The sequence below is a fragment of the Xenorhabdus sp. KK7.4 genome (genome assembly GCF_963876465.1).
Taxonomy (GTDB): domain Bacteria; phylum Pseudomonadota; class Gammaproteobacteria; order Enterobacterales; family Enterobacteriaceae; genus Xenorhabdus; species Xenorhabdus stockiae.
On sequence record NZ_CAWNQF010000133.1, the window covers coordinates 46007 to 63085 of the forward strand.

The window sequence follows — 17079 nt, forward strand, 5'->3', positions numbered from 1 at the left end:
AGTCAGTCATGACCGGAAGATAGGCCCTGCTATATGTTGCCGCTAAAACTCTTCAAAAAGAGCATAACGACTGTACAGACGCAGCAGCCAGGATCTGCACAGTCAATTTAGGACCTACCCCATTTGGGAGTTGTTTTAATCCATGACGCCCCGGAGGATAGGCTCTTATTCCTGATGTTGTTGGAGCCGTCTCAGTGAGCGTTCACGACGGGTATGCTCACGAGTCAGATCCAATAAAACTTCTTCAATGAAAGACAAATGACGATGCGAAGCTTCACGGGCTCTTTCCGGTTCTTTCGCCATTATTGCGTGAAAAATCGCTGCCCTATGGTCACTCACTGCCGCCAACATTTCTTTACGGGTATAAATGAACTCGAAATTGCGCCGGATATTTTGTTCCAGCATCGGGATCATACAACGCAGTAAATGCAGCAAAACCACATTATGTGCTGCTTCTGTGACAATAAGTTGATATTGCAGAACTGCATCAGACTCCGCACCAATATTCCCGCTTTGCTGTGCTTCCTGAATCGCGAGATGGCTTTCCTTAATGCGTTTAAAATCTTCATCTGTTCCTCTGAGCGCCGCATAATAAGCTGCGATACCTTCCAGCGCATGACGTGCTTCGAGGAGATCAAACTGTGATTCCTGATTCTCTGCAATAAGTTGGGCGAGCGGGTCACTGAAACTTTGCCAGAGATTATTCTGTACAAAAGTTCCTCCACCCTGACGACGGAAAAGAAACCCTTTGGCTTCTAGTTTTTGAATGGCTTCGCGCAATGAAGGACGTGATACCTCAAACTGCTTCGCCAGCTCACGCTCAGGCGGCAGCTTTTCCCCGGGGCGCAACGAGCCCTCGAGAATGAGGTTTTCCAGACGCTGCTCAATCACATCTGATAACTTTGGTTGGCGAATTTTGCTATAAGCCATATCTGCTGTAAGCCATTCAGTAAGTAAGTGTTGCTTTGAACAATTTATGGTGAACTATACCCCTATACCCTGTTTAACAAAGTATTCAGACTAACCTTCAGTTGATCGACCTCATTCAATTAACCTCGTTTAGCTGGGATTTAGTCAATTGGTAATACCAATTTAGAATACAGGCCATAAAGTAACAAAGTATTCACTAGCTGTCTATAAAGACCTTGGGCTAAATCATAAAAACCTGCAAATTTTAACAAATTATTTTAATTTTTATCAGAAAATTATAACCAAATGGAATTTTTAGGCAGTAAAACAGGTAGGAGTGGTAAAGATACAGATTAAATTCATTAGCCATTGTTATAATTTATTTAATATATTGATTCTTTTGTTTATTTGTTATTTAAATTTATACGTTACGATATAACATATAACTTACACAATATAGTGAATAAAATAAGGGCCATAGCACTTGTTTCTTATCAAGACAGCACCATGATTATGCTATTAACAGAACTTAATTTAAAATAGTTAATAACAAAAATAACTTAAGTATTTTACTATGAAGCCAATCTACCGTGCGGATTTCATACTGAATCATTTTATTACAGTTGCAGACAAGATAGCAGTGGCAAACCAATGCAGTGGCAGCAACAAGTAGTCAAAAACACATATAAAAAGCGTTAAATACAATACCCCTCCCCCAGGAATAACAAAAATGTTATGGACATTTCTTAACTGGTTAATTTAATTGCCAACTCAGGGAATATTCTAACGTTTCAGGATGAATATATACCCAATAGATTTCGAGTTGAGTCACGTCGGCAAATGCAAATAGAGTCGGTTATCAGTAACATAGAGAACTATGTATATGTAACTGAAAAACCAGCCAACGCAGAAGTTACTCTAAAGATTAAGGGTATACTCAGGCTAATTTGATATATACCAACATATTTCAAGTTGTCTAACTGGGATCAAGATGCCCATTAGCAGTATCACTAGCGGAAACTACAACCTGAAAAAATGAACGGTATAAAAATCCTTTTAAAGTAATTCCCGCCAGATGTCACATATAGACACAGGCGGGATTTTTTTATGCTAACGCCCCATAAATCGTTAACAGTGCGACAATAATCACAATGGTAAATGTTGCTTTTTTCGCAATTTTTACCGCAGCAAGGGGGCTATTCAAAAGATCTAAATGAGGTTCCTTGCTCAATGCAAATTGAGCCAATTGACTGACCACTTTATATTGTGATGTCCGCAAATCACTAAGTGATGCAATCCAGGCCGGTAACGCTTTTTCCCCATGGCCTAGCAAAGCATAAGCAATACCCGCCAAACGTGCTGGTATCCAATCCAAACAATTTAATAGCGCATCAACCCCGGATTGCGCACGCTGCACAGAAGTTCTGCATTGCGCCAACCATCTCTGATAAGCTCTCAGGAAACAGTATCCCATTAAAATGGCCGGACCAAACTCCCCCATAACAACTAACCAGAAAATAGGGGCAAGATAATAGCGGAAATTTATCCAGATCAATGTGTTCTGTATTTCGCGCAAGCGATCATCTTTTGTCATCTCAGGCGGGTTCTGTTGCCCTATAAGTAAATTTGTAAGATGAATATTCTGTTGCTCTAAATCACCAGTGCGTACAGAACGGAGATATTCACGATAACTATGGCGCAAAGAGCCGGCACCAATACATAACAAGCTAATCATGATGCATAACAGGATCGCAGGGATACCAAAAGCAATAACACTCAGTACATCAATAATTTTCCAGGTCAAAAAAGCAACTACAAATGCCATCACTAAACTGACCCACAGTGAATATACTTTTACTCTGGCAAAAAAAGGAGACAGATAATGTTCTAACTGCCAATGGTCTCCCATCTTAAAAATGCGTTCCCATGCCAGTATTAACAATAGAATAAAGAGAGTCATCCAACTCGCTCCTTTAATAGCTGCCGATACTGTTCCCAGTAAAAATAAGGCCCTGGGTCAGTTTTCCTGCCCGGAGCGATATCACTATGACCTGTAATATTATTACGGATATCAGGATAATGACTGATAAGTAACTCAGTCACCTCCGCCAGCTTAGTGTACTGAATTTCAGTAAATGGCTCGTAATCAGTACCTTCTAACTCAATGCCTATTGAAAAATCATTGCACGTTTCCCGATCACAATAACAGGAAACCCCTGCATGCCAGGCTCTTTTGTCGAAAGGAACATATTGCACAACTTCACCATCACGACGAATCAAACAGTGCGCAGAAACCCTTAATCCTTTTATTTCCTGAAAGAAAGGGTCTTCATTCGGATCCAACGTCCCCATAAATAGCTGATCAATATACGGTCCGCCAAACTTACCGGGCGGTAAGCTAATGTTATGTATAACCAATAATGATGGGATTTCCCCTGCTGGGCGCAGATCATAATGCGGTGAAATCACCTTTCTGGCATCAACAATCCACCCTTCATGTAACCTCATACCCTCGATTCCTCCATCTTTCAAAATCTATTGAGTATATACCCTATGAATTTCAAGATGCAGCCAAAGTGTAACAGGTTAGATTTTTCAATCGAGGAGTATTGTTGTTCATGTTTTCATTTGCGAGCAAGCTCGAAAATTTCCCGGTATTAAATGTAATTAATAATTATTTTCTTTGAATCGCTTCCATAAATTTCATTTATCTTATTTTAGTTTTTAAAAAAACATTCATGCTAACTGGCATCAGCAAATAATAAATATCATGCTTTTATTTAAAAAATAACGAAGCCATGTAGAGATCGAATGAAAAACACAAAATGAGGAAGCAATAATATGAATCAACAAGGATTTACATTAATGGAAGTTATGGTGGTAATGGCAATAGTGTCTATCCTCGGTGCGATTGGTATTCCTAGCTATCAGGGATATATCCAAAAGGCAGCACTGACTGATATGCTACAAGCTATTGTTCCTTATAAATCTGGCATTGATATTTGTCATTTTGAAACCGGAAATTACAAAGAATGCAGTTCTGGGCATAAATCAATTCCATCAGGGTTTAATAGCCGTTACATCAATACAATTACAGTAAAAGAAGGAGAAGTAAATATTATTGGCCAGAAAAACCTCAGTGACCTGAATATCACCTTAAAACCAGATCAAGATACCAAAACTGGTATGACTCATTGGCAAGTTATGTGCAATTCTGAAAGTGAATCGTTAAAAACAAAATGTCAGGAAACATTTAAGTTTTAAAAAAAACAAGTAAAAAAACATTAGCATTTAAAAAAGAGCAAATATAAACCTCCACTGAAAATGTAAACAGCCTTATATTTACAAAAACAGCCATTCGTTTTTAAAACCTAAGGAATAAGTTAAATGAGAAACATGGAAAGCAATTTAATGGAAAAAGAAATTGACGAATTATGCCAGAAACATCAAGCAATAATTATAAAAAGAAATAGTTATTCTATCACTATTGCCTGTAGCCAATCACCTAATGAAGAGTTTATTACTGCATTACGTTTTATTTCTGGTGCAATAATTGATTTTAATATTTGGCCAAAAGCCAAAATAGAATCCATGTTGACACAAAAACACATACTACCTAACTACACAGGAAACTACTGCTCAGAAAATGGTGAAACAGAAACCTATCGGATAGAAAATTTAACCACTCAAAATAACAATTACAATGAAAAACAAATAATTGAAAGCAATCCAGAAAATATTGACACTCCTGTTATTCAGTTAATTAATCAAACAATATCTATCTCTATAAAAAAAAGAGCGTCAGATATTCACTTTGAGCCATTACAAAATAACTATCAAATACGTATTCGGGTTGATGGTTCATTACATTTTATGCCACCACCTCCTCCTCAAATGAATACAGGCATCCCTGCCCGTTTAAAAATTATGGCGAAACTCAATATTGCGGAAAAACGTCAGCCACAAGATGGGCAATTTGACTGGAATGATAATAAAAACCGTTATGCAATACGCATCTCAACATTACCCACCCTATATGGAGAAAAAATTGTTCTACGTATTCTCAGCACCATACAGCAACTATCATTGGAACAACTTGGCCTGTCTGAATCTCAGCTACAGCTTTTAGTTCAAAAACTTCATGTACCACAAGGAATGATTGTAGTAACTGGCCCAACAGGAAGCGGGAAAACCGTCACATTATACAGTTGCCTGAAATATTTAAATCAAACTCAGAAAAACATCTGTAGCGTTGAGGATCCTATAGAAATCCCCTTACAGGGAATTAATCAAACACAAGTAAATAATAAAATCGGGCTAGATTTTGCCAAAGTTTTGCGGGCATTACTCAGACAGGATCCCGATATCATCATGGTTGGTGAGATTCGTGATAACGAAACTGCTGAAATATCGATGAAATCTGCTCAAACAGGCCACTTGGTTTTATCCACCCTACATACCAATTCGACGATAGATACTTTATCACGCCTACAACATCTGGGGATTTCAGGTTATACCACCGCTTCATGTGTTAAATTAATTATTGCTCAGAGATTAGTCCGTAAGCTTTGTCCCCATTGCCGCCAACCCGCAGAAAAATCTGAATTTATACATACTGAAAATAACGATAAAAAACAAAATATAGCAGTAAAAACATGGGTCGCTGTTGGTTGTGAGCACTGCTTTTCTGGCTATTATGGCAGAACAGCCATCTATGAATTTCTCGAAATAAAACCTGAACTTCAACAGACCTTATCAGAACAACCTTCTGACAAGATACCCTGCTTACCAACCCTGCAACAAAAATCCACGCTTTTATCTGCCGGATTAACATTGGTCGGGCAAGGTATAACAACGCTGGAAGAGATTTATCAGACTCTAGGCCAGGAAGCATAATCAATAAATATCCATATAGAAGGCAAATAATGAAAATAGAATTTATTTATCACTGGAAGGCTGTGAATAAAAAAGGAAATATTGTAACAGGAGAAAATATAGGTGAGAACAGACAAGTGATTTTCAACTATCTGAGCCAGCTTGAACTACAACCCTACACCATTAAACGCCGACAGATTATTTATTACAGTGAAAAAGAAATGTCTTATCGGCTACATTTTACCCAGCAACTAAATACACTGCTGACATCAGGTATTCCCTTGTTACAGGCTCTTAATATTCTCTTACCAGAATGTAAAAATGTTATTTGGAGATGCATATTAGCTGATATTATCTATAAGATTAGTCAGGGAGAATCATTCTCTATCGCTTTACAGAATTATCCACAACTGTTTTCTCCTTTATTCTGTCAGTTTATTGCAGTAGGAGAACAAACAGGTCAACTTGAATCTTGCTGTCAGTTGCTTATTAATCGACTAGAGCAGCAGAATATATTGCATAAAAAATTCCAAAAAGCGTATCGTTATCCATTGATAATTTCTCTTGTTGCTATAATCGTTATCTTATTAATGCTGATTTTCGTTCTACCTGAATTCAAACAGGTTTATTCTGCATTTGGTGCCTCACTACCTTTATTAACACAGCTGCTCTTATCTGCCTCTGACTTTCTGATTAATCATGGTTTCTTTATTTTCATAACAACATTAATAATGACAATTAGTTATTTAGGATTACGCTCTCGGTTTCCTACATTGTACGAAAAAGAAAAAATATTTTTTATCCGACTACCACTTTTCAAAAAACTCATAACATATCGGCATACCAGCCAGATATTTCATATTCTATTTATGACTCAAAAAGCGGGATTAACGTTAACCATTGGTTTGGAATGTGCAATGAATGCAACCCATCATCCTTTATTTATAGCTGGAATCAAAAACCTTCATCGAAAAATACAGCAAGGTGTACCAATGAGTCATGCCTTAAAAAAAGAGTATTGTTTTCCCCCATTATGTAAACAGTTCGTCATAATTGGTGAAGAATCAGGTGAACTTGAGTTATTTTTAGGTAATCTAGCGATATGGTATCAAGAGCAATTTATAAACTGCGCTGATAATTTAGCTAACTTACTTGAACCTGTATTAATGCTGATCATGGCAATAATTGTAGGCCTGTTACTACTCGCTATGTATTTGCCAATTTTTCAATTGGGTACTATTTTGACGTAACATATTATATACACTGAATTTCTAGTTATGTTACGGCGGCACTGATATCAATCTTCCAAGGGGATCGGTAACTACGTAAGTGGAGCATGATTGTAATAACAAGAATTATATATGTTTGTTTATAGCCCATATGCCTCCCTTGAGTTACAATTTATTTATATAGGCTATCAGAATATTTGAAGGATAGAATGACTTATATTGTTGCACTCACAGGTGGAATTGGTAGTGGTAAAACAACTATCTCTAATGTATTTTCATCCCTTGGTGTCCCGCTTGTTGATGCAGATATTATTGCCAGAGAAGTTGTTGCCCCTGGTTCTCCCGCATTACAAACAATCGCTGAACACTTTGGCTCGGATATCCTATTATCGGATGGTAGTTTAAACCGCGCCGTGCTACGCCAAAAAATTTTTGCTGCGCCAGAAGAAAAACAGTGGCTCAACTCACTTCTTCATCCACTAATACACGCAGAAACACAACGACAACTGAACCAAATCAATACCCCTTATGCTATTTGGGTTGTACCTCTGTTAATAGAAAATAATTTAATGCATTTAGCTGACCGAATCTTAGTAGTTGATGTTTCCCCTGAAGTACAAATCAGCCGGACAATCACGCGTGATGGCGTCAGCCGGGAACAGGTTGAAAATATTCTGGCTGCACAGGCTGACCGCAATGAACGTCTGGAAAAAGCAGATGATGTCATATTAAACGATCAAAAAGAGCAAGATCTCACTGTACGTATAGCCGAACTACATCAACAATATTTGAAACAAGCAGAATCAGTCAGACAGGAAGAACGCAATGAATGATGCAACCTCTACTATTATTTTTGAACACCCGCTAAATGAAAAGATGCGTTCATGGTTGAGGATTGAATCTTCACTGCAACAACTCGAAAAACAGTCTCATCTGGATTCACAAGCAAACAGCTTGGCATTTTTTCGCACAATCGCCGAGTTAATTGAGATACTGGAACGTGGTGAAGTACGTTCTGAGTTATTAAAGGAACTGGAACGCCAGCAAATAAAATTAAGACAATGGCTCAATGCTCCCAATGTAGATGCGACGATGGTTCACAGTCTGGTAGAACAACTGAAGGAACGGAGCCTTGCATTACACCATGCTCCCCGCCTTAGCCAACAGATTAAAGAAGACCGAATCATCAGCATGGTTCGCCAACGACTAAGTATTCCGGGCGGATGTTGTAGTTTTGATCTGCCGACATTGTATCTGTGGCTTCATCTGCCACAGTCTACCCGGGATGAAACCGTCAGTTCTTGGCTAAACAGTCTTCTACCACTAAAGCAGGCATTAGAAAGCATTCTGGAGCTGATACGACAGTCAACAATGTTCTCTTCTCAGGTAAGCCATAACGGATTTTTTCAGGGGAATGCTGGTGATGCCGATCTGCTAAGGTTAAAACTAGATATTTCGGAAAACCAATTAATTTATCCGCAAGTTTCTGGCCACAAAACCCGCTTTGCTATCCGGTTTCTGCCAATGGACAGTGAAAATGGTACGGTACCTGCACATTTGTCATTTGAGTTGGCCTGCTGTTAACATACCCTCAAACTAAGCAGGAGAAAACAGCATGTCTGAAATATTGACTGTCGCATGTCCTACATGTGGTCAGGCCGTAATCTGGGGGGAAATTAGCCCACACCGACCGTTTTGCAGTAAGCGTTGTCAATTAATCGACTTAGGCGAATGGGCTAATGAAGAAAAGAAAATACCAAGTCAGGGCGACAGCACAGAAAACGATGAATGGAGTGAACTGCCTGAACAGTAAAATCACTTGATGGATTTCAAGATGCGTCGCGGCGGCAAGGGAGTAACAAATTCGTCGGGAACGAATTTGCCCAGCCAAAGGCTGGCCTCTCAGTAATCCCTGGGAACATAGATAACCGTCTTTTTATAAAAACGGTGACTAGGGTGAGCAAGCGTAGCCAACAAAGAGGCAATTGAAAGATGAAGTGTAGATAGCGTCGGATGAGTTCGACGCTATCTTTGCTCAAGTTAGCCCGCAGATTTAGTCAATAAACCAACGATACTACGGTTTGCTGGCGGGAATTCATCAGCAACTAATTCAGTTTGCAGGAGCCAGCGGGAAGGCTGCCCTTCTTTTCCAAATGGCTCATCTTCCCATTGATCAACCATAAAAAAGTAAAGAGTGATATTCCTATCCGTAAATTCATGAGTGATAGTTTCCGTCAGTTCACAATGAGTTACCGTGATACCAACTTCTTCTTTTAACTCCCTTATTAAAGCTTGTTCTGGTGTTTCTCCCTGTTCAAGCTTTCCTCCCGGAAATTCCCAAAATCCGCCCATATGTGAGTCGGCACGACGTTGGGTAATAAAAATTTCATTATTGCTGTTTTTAATAATGCCTGCCGCAATATGCAGATGTTTTTTTTCCATAACGTTTTCCATGATGGTCGTTCTTACAGGCCATAATAAACAGCCTTATGGGAAGATATAATCTCACGAGACCTGCATCAATTCACATTTCTTTTTATCTGTATCTTCATGCATAAAAGAATATTATATATACTTGATGCATTTCTATTCATAAGAAGTATATTCAATCGATTTCAAAATGTATCACTGCGGCAAAAAAACACTCCTTAGGCGCTTAGATAATCTATGCTTGTAACTACGCTAACCGGATGAACAACGCAGATAATAAAAGCAATTTGAAGAACAACAAACTTACATTAACCAAACAATACGACAAAAAGAAGGCAGCTAGAAAATGAATGGAAAAAACGTCAAATAAGGTTTTATCCAAGAATAAAAATAATTAAATCATACAATAAAGATTGAGGGAGCATCATTCATGCAATATGAAGGTCAACCATTAATCGAAGCAAAAAAAATAGCCCATCAATTTTCGGGTGAACTCAAACCACTATTTTCCGATATTGATATTACTCTGCATGCAGGGCAACACGCACTGGTAGGCCGTAATGGTATTGGTAAATCCTGGTTAGCATCAATATTGGCAAAACAAACTCCACCATCGGAAGGAAGTGTCAAACATTTTTGTGATGTAGGTTATCTGTCACAAGGCCTGTCTGCTTTTACAGGTAGTTCAGCCAACATATTCGGACTTACTGATATTATCAATGCGAATGAACGTATTCTTGCTGGTATTGGTGAAGCCGCAGATTTTGATGTTATGGAAGGAAACTGGGATTGGCAATTTCAGATCGAATCTTTACTGGCAGAAGGTGAACTGGCTCCAGAGATATTAAACCAGCCCTTTAATTTACTCAGCGGAGGAGAACAAACCCGACTTCGGCTACTGTCTCTCAAAAAACAGGGGGCCGGCTTTATGATTCTGGATGAACCAAGTAATCACCTTGATAGACAGGGGCGTCTCTGGTTAGCCCAATGGTTGGCAACTTTCAACGGTGGCATTTTACTGGTTACACATGATCCTAAGCTCTTACAGCATGTTTCCGTTGTTTATGAGCTGAACGGGTTAGGATTATCACGTAGTATGGGTGGTTGGGAAACATGGCTGGACAGTAAAGAACAGCTAAGACTAGGTATACAGCGCGATGTAGATCAGACCAGAAAAAACCTCAAACAAGCCATACGGGATAAACAAAGAGATCGAGAAAAATCTGATAAAAGACAGAGTCAGGGGAAACAACGTAGGGAAAATGCTAATCAAGCTACAATTCTGCTGGATCGCGCATTGAACCGCTCTGAATCCACACTGTCACGGCTGGCAAAACAGAATGAAGAAAGGCTACAGCGCAGTTCTTCCTTAGCGACTGATGCCAGAGCAAAACTCGACATTATTGATCCGCTGTCAATTGCTGTTGCAACCCCTCAGGCAGCAACACCTCCGTTACTTTATCTACAGGATATTATTTTACCCTTTGGGTCAGATTCCCCTATCAGCTTGACCATCAATAACGGTGAGCGCCTCGCTATCACAGGGAAAAATGGCAGCGGAAAATCGACTTTACTGAAAGTCATAACTGGCTCACTGATGCCAAAACAGGGCGCTTGTCGCATTACACCTTCACATCGTTTAATGGACCAGCATTTCTCATTCCTCGATAAAACCCAGTCAGCTTTGTATAACTTTCAATTACAGTCACCAGGCTGGACGGAAGATCGTTATCGTACTCGGCTGGCGCAACTGCGTATGCGAGGTGAAGAGGCTCTAAAACCTGTCGGTTATCTAAGTGGAGGAGAACAATTGAAAGTCGCCCTTGCCTGTTTATTTTGTGGGCCTTCAGCACCGGCACTCCTGCTGTTAGATGAACCGGATAATCATCTGGATATTGAATCCCGTGAGTTACTCCAGAAAGCACTACATGATTACACTGGTGCTATGGTATTAATTTCTCATGATGATCAATTTATTGAGAGTATAGGCAATATGCAGGAACTCATACTGGGAGGTTAATCTGACTATGTGATTTTATGCACTACTATAAATATATAGAAATCATTTAAATATAAATTGCTAATGTAACACTTGTATTCCCCGAAAATTGGGGAATACAAAATGATGATAAGCTATCCCGAAAACCAAACTATTCATGCTCGAGGTTTTTTCACTAACTTATTCCCATATAGCGATATGGCCAGTCCAATCAAAATAAAAACACATGCAATTATTTTTTCATTACTCATCACTTCACCAAAAATAACTGCACTTCCAATAAAACCAAAAACCGGAACCAATAAAGACAACGGAGCAACTTTGGAAACGGGATATTTTTTCAACAATAAATTCCATATCCAATACCCTATTAAAGTTGTAAGATAGGCTTGGAATAGAATGGAAAATATAGCAGTCACATTCAAATTTTCAACAAAATTAGATAATACCGTAGGACCATTAATCCCATACCCCATAAGAAATAGAGGTAAAGGGGAGAAAACACATGACCAGACTAAAAAACCAAATATATTTTTCCCACCTGATTTTTTTACAATAATATTAGCGACACTCCAGTTCACAGCGCCAAATAGTATTACAATCACACCTAAATAGGTAATTGAGCCATCAGTTAAAGCCATAATAAACCCTAAACCAATAACTGACAGTATAAAACCTATTATTTGATGAAAATGAATGCGCTCTTTGAGAAAGAAATACCCCATTGCGATAGTAATAAATGAACTAAATTGTAACAATAGAGAGGAAACACCCGCAGAAACTCCCATTTTGACACCCAGATTCACCATTCCCCATAGACCCACACCAAAGATTAGTCCATATAACCCAACAATTTTCATTGGCACATCAGGTCGACGAATAAAGAATACAGCTGGTAAAGCACATAATAAGAAACGTAACCCAGCTAATAAAAATGGATCTAGCGTATTTAGCCCTAACTTAATAACACTAAAATTTAATCCCCATACCCCGGTTACTGCTATGGCTAGCAGTAAATCTGATAATTTCATTTTTATATCCATGTATTAAATTAGTTATAAAATCAATCACATTTCAAACCATCAAGTAATAAATCAAAAGCAGGAATGATTTTTTCAAGTTTAGCTTTTTGATCTGTATCATCAGCAATCCACAAAGCGGCTTCAACTAAGCTTCCATTTATTAGGCAAGCCAAAGATTCGGCATCAACATCTTTTATTTTCTTCTCAAGAATCATTTTTTCCAGTAGTTTTTTCATTGATGAAATACAGTAAGATTGAGATTCTCTGAATTGATCGCCAAGAATAATTTTCGAATCTTTTAATACGATTTGTTGGAATTCCCGATTAAGTGACATTGTTAAATAAGCCCGACATCTATCACGAAATCCAGTCCATGAATCTTTTGCGTTATCAGATATCGACTGGAGATGTTGATCCATCTCTGAATCGATTTGTTCCACTACAGCCATTAATAAGCCTTTTTTATCACCGAAATGGTGATATAAAGCACCACGTGTAAGACCAGCCTTAGCCGTAAAATCATCCATTGAAGTATTAGCATAACCTAAAGAGCCAAAGGCATTGCGCGCAGCAGCCAATAATTTGCTACGTGTCTCTTCTATCATTTCTGTACGGGTTCGCCGGGCCATTTATCCTTCCGTTAATATGTAATTTACAACTCATTGACATACGCTGCGTATGCTGGCATGTTAATTTTACATACGTATCGTATGTTTGTTGGCAACCTAACTTTTATGCAACCAATTATCACAATGAGAAGCAATATGAGCAATCCTTATAGTGAGTTATTCAAAGCATCTGGTGCAGCAAGATTTTCTTTGGCGGGTTTTATAGCTCGTATGCCACTTCCTATGACCGGAATTGGCATCATAGTCATGTTATCACAGCTAAGTAGTAGCTACGGATTAGCGGGATCTGTATCAGCAATTTTTGTATTAACCTATGCTCTGATATCCCCACAAATTTCTCGCTTAGCAGATCATCGTGGGCAATATATTGTCCTACCCATTGCTACAACTATAAGCGTTTTGGGTATATTAGCCCTTTTAGTCTGTGCGTATTGGCAGACACCTACCTGGACATTATTTTTATGTTCTTCTCTGGCTGGTTTTATGCCTAGTATGTCGGCAATGGTGCGTGCCCGCTGGACAGCTATCTATCGTGGTCAACCTCAACTACAAACCGCATATTCCCTCGAAACAGTATTTGATGAAATATCATTCATTATTGGCCCACCGATATCAATTGGCCTGAGCGTAGCCTTTTTCCCACAAGCCGGGCCTCTAGTGGCCGCTCTTCTGCTAGCTATAGGTGTATGTTTATTTGTGATGTTTCGCAGGACAGAACCTCCTATTGAAATTCCAAAAACCATGAAAGAAACAAACAGTTCAATTATTAAAATATCGGGTGTATGGGTTTTATCATTACTGTTTATTTTTATGGGGATTATTGTCGGAACTGTTGATATAGCGAGTGTTGCTTTTGCCAAAGAATTAGGGCGTCCGGTTGCAGCCAGTTTAGTGTTATCAGCTTATGCTGTAGGCTCTTGCCTTGCCGGATTGATATTTGGTGCAGTTAAACTGAAAACGCCACTATACAAATTATTTCTTATAGGCGGGTTAGGCACTGCTTTAACTACCCTTCCTTTTTTAATGGTTAACAGCATTTCCGGCTTAGCTTTCACTGTTTTCATGGCGGGTTTATTCTTTGCACCAACAATGATCATCTCGATGGCATTAATTGAAAAAATAGTTCCGGAAAAACGATTAACGGAAGGGTTCACTTGGTTGCTTTCCGGTCTCAATACTGGTGCCGCTTTAGGAGCAACTGCTGCAGGACAGTTTGTCGATATATATGGCTCTCATGGTGGATTTATAGTGTCTTTGATTGCCGGAATAGGGATTATTATAGCCACATATTATGGTTATTTTACACTGACTAACTCAAAAGAAAGCATTCAATAAAAGCACATGCTCTTATAAATAATAAAAGGTGCTCGCTGTAAAGCGAGCAATATTAGAATAAAAAATTTACAGAGACAGGTTATGAGCTTTCCCTCATTTCTATAATCTCAATAGACCTGTCAAAGCGTAAATGTTCATCAAGAGCCATTGGAATTAGCCAGCGTAAATTGTAGATAACATTATCAGGTAATGATTGTGCTTCATAAATATTAACAATTTCTTTTTCAACAGATTTTGCAGAATAAATTCTGTCATCATACGTATAGAGAAAGTTCACCTGATAAGCATCAGGACGGGTTAGCACAGTAAATAATTTCCATTCTTCAGGCTGAGTATTAATTCCTGCTTCCTCCGCGAATTCCCTTGCCATTGCCTGTTGAGGCGTTTCACCTGTTTCTATTTTTCCGCCAATACCATTGAGTTGCCCTTTCTGCCAGCTAGGTTGTAATTTAGAAATAAGAGCAACATGCTTCTTATCTTCAGAAAACATAAAACCAGTCACATAGTGAATCATTATCTTCCTTTCCTCATTACTGCACTATTAATGTTTGTTCTCTATCAGGCCCATGTGAAATATATTTAATTGGGACTCCAGCATAATCCTGAATAAAATTGAGAAAATCAATTAGTTCAGCAGGCAATTCTGTAAAGTGAGCATACGATGCGTTCAGCTCTCCCCAGCCTTTAAAAACTTTATAGACAGGTTTAACTTTCTCAAGCTGCAATAAGGCGTTATCACAGCAAACCTGTTCATTATCAATTTCATATGCAATAGCTACCTTTATTTCTTCCAACCCTGCTAAAACATCAGTATTAGTTATTGCCAGTTCTGTTACCCCGTTAAGTTTTACCGCATGCTTGATCAAGCATAGATCCAGCCAGCCACAGCGCCTTGGCCTTTTGGAAACAGTACCATACTCGTTTCCACGTTCCCGGATATAATCAGCCTGCTCAGCCTGTAATTCTGTCGGGAACGGGCCATTACCGACCCGGATCATATAGGCCTTCATCACACCGACAATATGCATTTTCTGTGCTGGTATACCAATCATGGCAAAACAGGTTTGAACCAGAGTCTGATACGCTACAGTATAAGGGTACGTACCAAAACTGTTATCCAAAAAAGTGGCTTGTGATGTTTCAAGTAAGATATCTTCTCCGGCACTCAATAAGTCACGGATGGCTTCATTAGTAAATGTGAAATAAGGCTCGATCTTTTTTCCATATTGATGCGTTATTTCTAACATTTCCTCAAAATCTAAAGTCGAATTATCATTAAAAACGTGGTTGATTTGTTTTTCCCTGATGCCCCAAAGAAATTCTAATTTGCTTCTGAGTTTTTCTTTATCCAGAGTATCAATAAGCCGAATGCCATGCCTGTTCGATTTATCTTCAACACAGGCACCAACACCCACTCCTACAGATCCTATTTTATTCTTACCTTTATATTTTTCAGATGCTTTATTTAGTTCTGCATGTAATGGCAATACAATATGGCATCGGGGATCAATTGAGATGCTGGAGTTAATATTTTCTCTTTTTATAAAATCAATTTCTTTCACAAGCACCGGAAGACTAATTAATGCACCCTGACAAATATAGAGATTCTTTTTATTAAGTGATGCCGGTAATTGAGAAAAAGACCCTCTCACATTCCCATATTGTACACAATGGCCTGCATTAGCTCCCCCATTAAATCTGGCAATGTTATTTACACCACCAGATAAGTAATCAACAAATTTACCCTTTCCTTCATCTCCAAATTGAAGCCCAACTACAGATATTAACATACGTGCGCATCTCCCATTTATAAATATTTTTTTAAATGGTGTTTTCTTTTATATTTTAATAAAAAACAACTTTAATGGTTTATATTATTCCGCTATTTACACAAAAGCATTAACAGCTTCATTTAAAAAAACAATAAAGAATACGTCATTTAAAATGATAGTAATAATAAAAATAATTTATTTCAGTGGATTAATATTTTCTTATTTACTGACTAAGTAATCGGCCATTAATAAAGCCTCATTTAATGTATCAACAACAGGTACACCTGCAGCTTCAAGGCTTAAACGACTATGCGTTCCACCAGTGTAAAGAATGGCATGAGTACCTGCGGCTAATGCTGCAATGGCATCATCGGTTGCGTCACCAATCACAACGCTCTTTTCAGGAGCGATATTGATCTTTTTAATATGGTTAGCTAATTGTTCCGACTTTCCGGTAGTCAATAACGGTGTATTTCTGCCATCAACGTGGGTAAAAAATTTAGTAATACCGTGGTTATTAATCATCGGAACTAATTCTTCATGCTGCATCAGTGAACATAGTGATTGGGTCGCTCCTGACTGATAGCGGGCAGCCAGCAGATCACTCACTCCTTCGGCTAAATTTGCTTTTTGTATGCCGGGCCGATAATGGGTATTAAATGTTTTTCCTATGATTGACCATTCAGCAGAGGATGGTTCGCGTCCAATAACCTGTTTATAGAAAATTTGCACCGGCACACAATAATATTCCCGATATTGTTCCAGCGTCAGTGGTTCAATACCAATTTCTGCAAGTGCTAAATTTGTTGCACTGACTGAGACACTAACATCATTCAGTAGTGTGCCATTCCAGTCCCAAATAATATGTGCTGTTGCCAT

At 38.6% G+C, this 17079-nt stretch carries 17 protein-coding genes; 8 read left to right on the forward strand and 9 right to left on the reverse strand.

What is annotated here, in order from left to right; all coding sequences use genetic code 11:
• Positions 1 to 165: 165 nt before the first annotated feature.
• From pdhR to ampD, 3 genes are all read right to left on the reverse strand, one after another.
• A complete protein-coding gene (gene pdhR / locus AACS90_RS21115; RefSeq protein ID WP_099121382.1) occupies positions 166 to 930 on the reverse strand; it encodes a pyruvate dehydrogenase complex transcriptional repressor PdhR in 765 nt (254 codons plus the stop codon).
• Between the two features lie 1084 nt (positions 931 to 2014).
• The gene (gene ampE, locus AACS90_RS21120; RefSeq protein WP_099121383.1) at positions 2015 to 2869 is read right to left on the reverse strand and encodes a beta-lactamase regulator AmpE; all 855 of its coding nucleotides are present in this window, start codon (positions 2867 to 2869) and stop codon (positions 2015 to 2017) included.
• On the reverse strand, positions 2866 to 3417 hold the full coding sequence (gene ampD, locus AACS90_RS21125) for a 1,6-anhydro-N-acetylmuramyl-L-alanine amidase AmpD (RefSeq protein ID WP_099121384.1): 552 nt from the start codon (positions 3415 to 3417) through the stop codon (positions 2866 to 2868). Before ampD ends, ampE begins: the two co-directional genes overlap by 4 nt.
• Positions 3418 to 3750: 333 nt before the next feature.
• Between ampD and ppdD the strand changes: the two genes are divergently transcribed.
• From ppdD to yacG, 6 genes are all read left to right on the forward strand, one after another.
• Positions 3751 to 4173, forward strand: a complete 423-nt coding sequence (ppdD, locus tag AACS90_RS21130; RefSeq protein ID WP_099121385.1) for a prepilin peptidase-dependent pilin — start codon at positions 3751 to 3753, stop codon at positions 4171 to 4173.
• 123 nt (positions 4174 to 4296) lie between these two features.
• Entirely contained in the window at positions 4297 to 5805 is a 1509-nt protein-coding gene (gene gspE, locus AACS90_RS21135; RefSeq protein WP_099121386.1) for a type II secretion system protein GspE, read from the forward strand.
• A 29-nt stretch (positions 5806 to 5834) separates the two neighbouring features.
• The gene (gene hofC, locus AACS90_RS21140; protein ID WP_099121387.1) at positions 5835 to 7034 is read left to right on the forward strand and encodes a protein transport protein HofC; all 1200 of its coding nucleotides are present in this window, start codon (positions 5835 to 5837) and stop codon (positions 7032 to 7034) included.
• 188 nt (positions 7035 to 7222) lie between these two features.
• Complete coding sequence (coaE, locus tag AACS90_RS21145; protein ID WP_099121388.1) at positions 7223 to 7846, forward strand: dephospho-CoA kinase; 624 nt, start codon at positions 7223 to 7225, stop codon at positions 7844 to 7846.
• Positions 7839 to 8597: a cell division protein ZapD gene (gene zapD, locus AACS90_RS21150; protein WP_099121389.1), complete on the forward strand. Its 759-nt coding sequence runs from the start codon at positions 7839 to 7841 to the stop codon at positions 8595 to 8597. The genes coaE and zapD overlap by 8 nt, the downstream gene beginning before the upstream one ends.
• A 31-nt stretch (positions 8598 to 8628) precedes the next feature.
• On the forward strand, positions 8629 to 8826 hold the full coding sequence (yacG, locus tag AACS90_RS21155) for a DNA gyrase inhibitor YacG (RefSeq protein WP_086955899.1): 198 nt from the start codon (positions 8629 to 8631) through the stop codon (positions 8824 to 8826).
• A 227-nt stretch (positions 8827 to 9053) separates the two neighbouring features.
• Here the strand turns inward: yacG and mutT are convergent, their stop codons facing one another.
• Positions 9054 to 9455: an 8-oxo-dGTP diphosphatase MutT gene (gene mutT / locus AACS90_RS21160; protein WP_099111411.1), complete on the reverse strand. Its 402-nt coding sequence runs from the start codon at positions 9453 to 9455 to the stop codon at positions 9054 to 9056.
• A 418-nt stretch (positions 9456 to 9873) separates the two neighbouring features.
• Here mutT and AACS90_RS21165 point away from each other — a divergent pair, with 418 nt between their 5' ends.
• On the forward strand, positions 9874 to 11463 hold the full coding sequence (locus AACS90_RS21165; RefSeq protein ID WP_099121390.1) for an ATP-binding cassette domain-containing protein: 1590 nt from the start codon (positions 9874 to 9876) through the stop codon (positions 11461 to 11463).
• Between the two features lie 134 nt (positions 11464 to 11597).
• Here the strand turns inward: AACS90_RS21165 and AACS90_RS21170 are convergent, their stop codons facing one another.
• Positions 11598 to 12473: an EamA family transporter gene (locus tag AACS90_RS21170; protein WP_099121391.1), complete on the reverse strand. Its 876-nt coding sequence runs from the start codon at positions 12471 to 12473 to the stop codon at positions 11598 to 11600.
• Positions 12474 to 12505: 32 nt separating this feature from the next.
• Entirely contained in the window at positions 12506 to 13093 is a 588-nt protein-coding gene (locus tag AACS90_RS21175; protein WP_099121392.1) for a TetR/AcrR family transcriptional regulator, read from the reverse strand.
• Between the two features lie 135 nt (positions 13094 to 13228).
• Here AACS90_RS21175 and AACS90_RS21180 point away from each other — a divergent pair, with 135 nt between their 5' ends.
• On the forward strand, positions 13229 to 14428 hold the full coding sequence (locus AACS90_RS21180) for an MFS transporter (RefSeq protein ID WP_099121393.1): 1200 nt from the start codon (positions 13229 to 13231) through the stop codon (positions 14426 to 14428).
• 79 nt (positions 14429 to 14507) lie between these two features.
• On the opposite strand, the gene AACS90_RS21185 is transcribed toward AACS90_RS21180, so the two are convergent.
• The 3 genes from AACS90_RS21185 to AACS90_RS21195 all read right to left on the reverse strand — a co-directional run bounded on the left by AACS90_RS21185 (position 14508) and on the right by AACS90_RS21195 (position 17079).
• Complete coding sequence (locus AACS90_RS21185) at positions 14508 to 14942, reverse strand: NUDIX domain-containing protein (protein ID WP_099121394.1); 435 nt, start codon at positions 14940 to 14942, stop codon at positions 14508 to 14510.
• Between the two features lie 16 nt (positions 14943 to 14958).
• The gene (locus AACS90_RS21190) at positions 14959 to 16218 is read right to left on the reverse strand and encodes an adenylosuccinate synthase (RefSeq protein ID WP_099121395.1); all 1260 of its coding nucleotides are present in this window, start codon (positions 16216 to 16218) and stop codon (positions 14959 to 14961) included.
• A 201-nt stretch (positions 16219 to 16419) separates the two neighbouring features.
• Positions 16420 to 17079, reverse strand: coding sequence for an HAD family hydrolase (locus AACS90_RS21195; protein WP_099111782.1), 660 nt, complete (start codon positions 17077 to 17079; stop codon positions 16420 to 16422).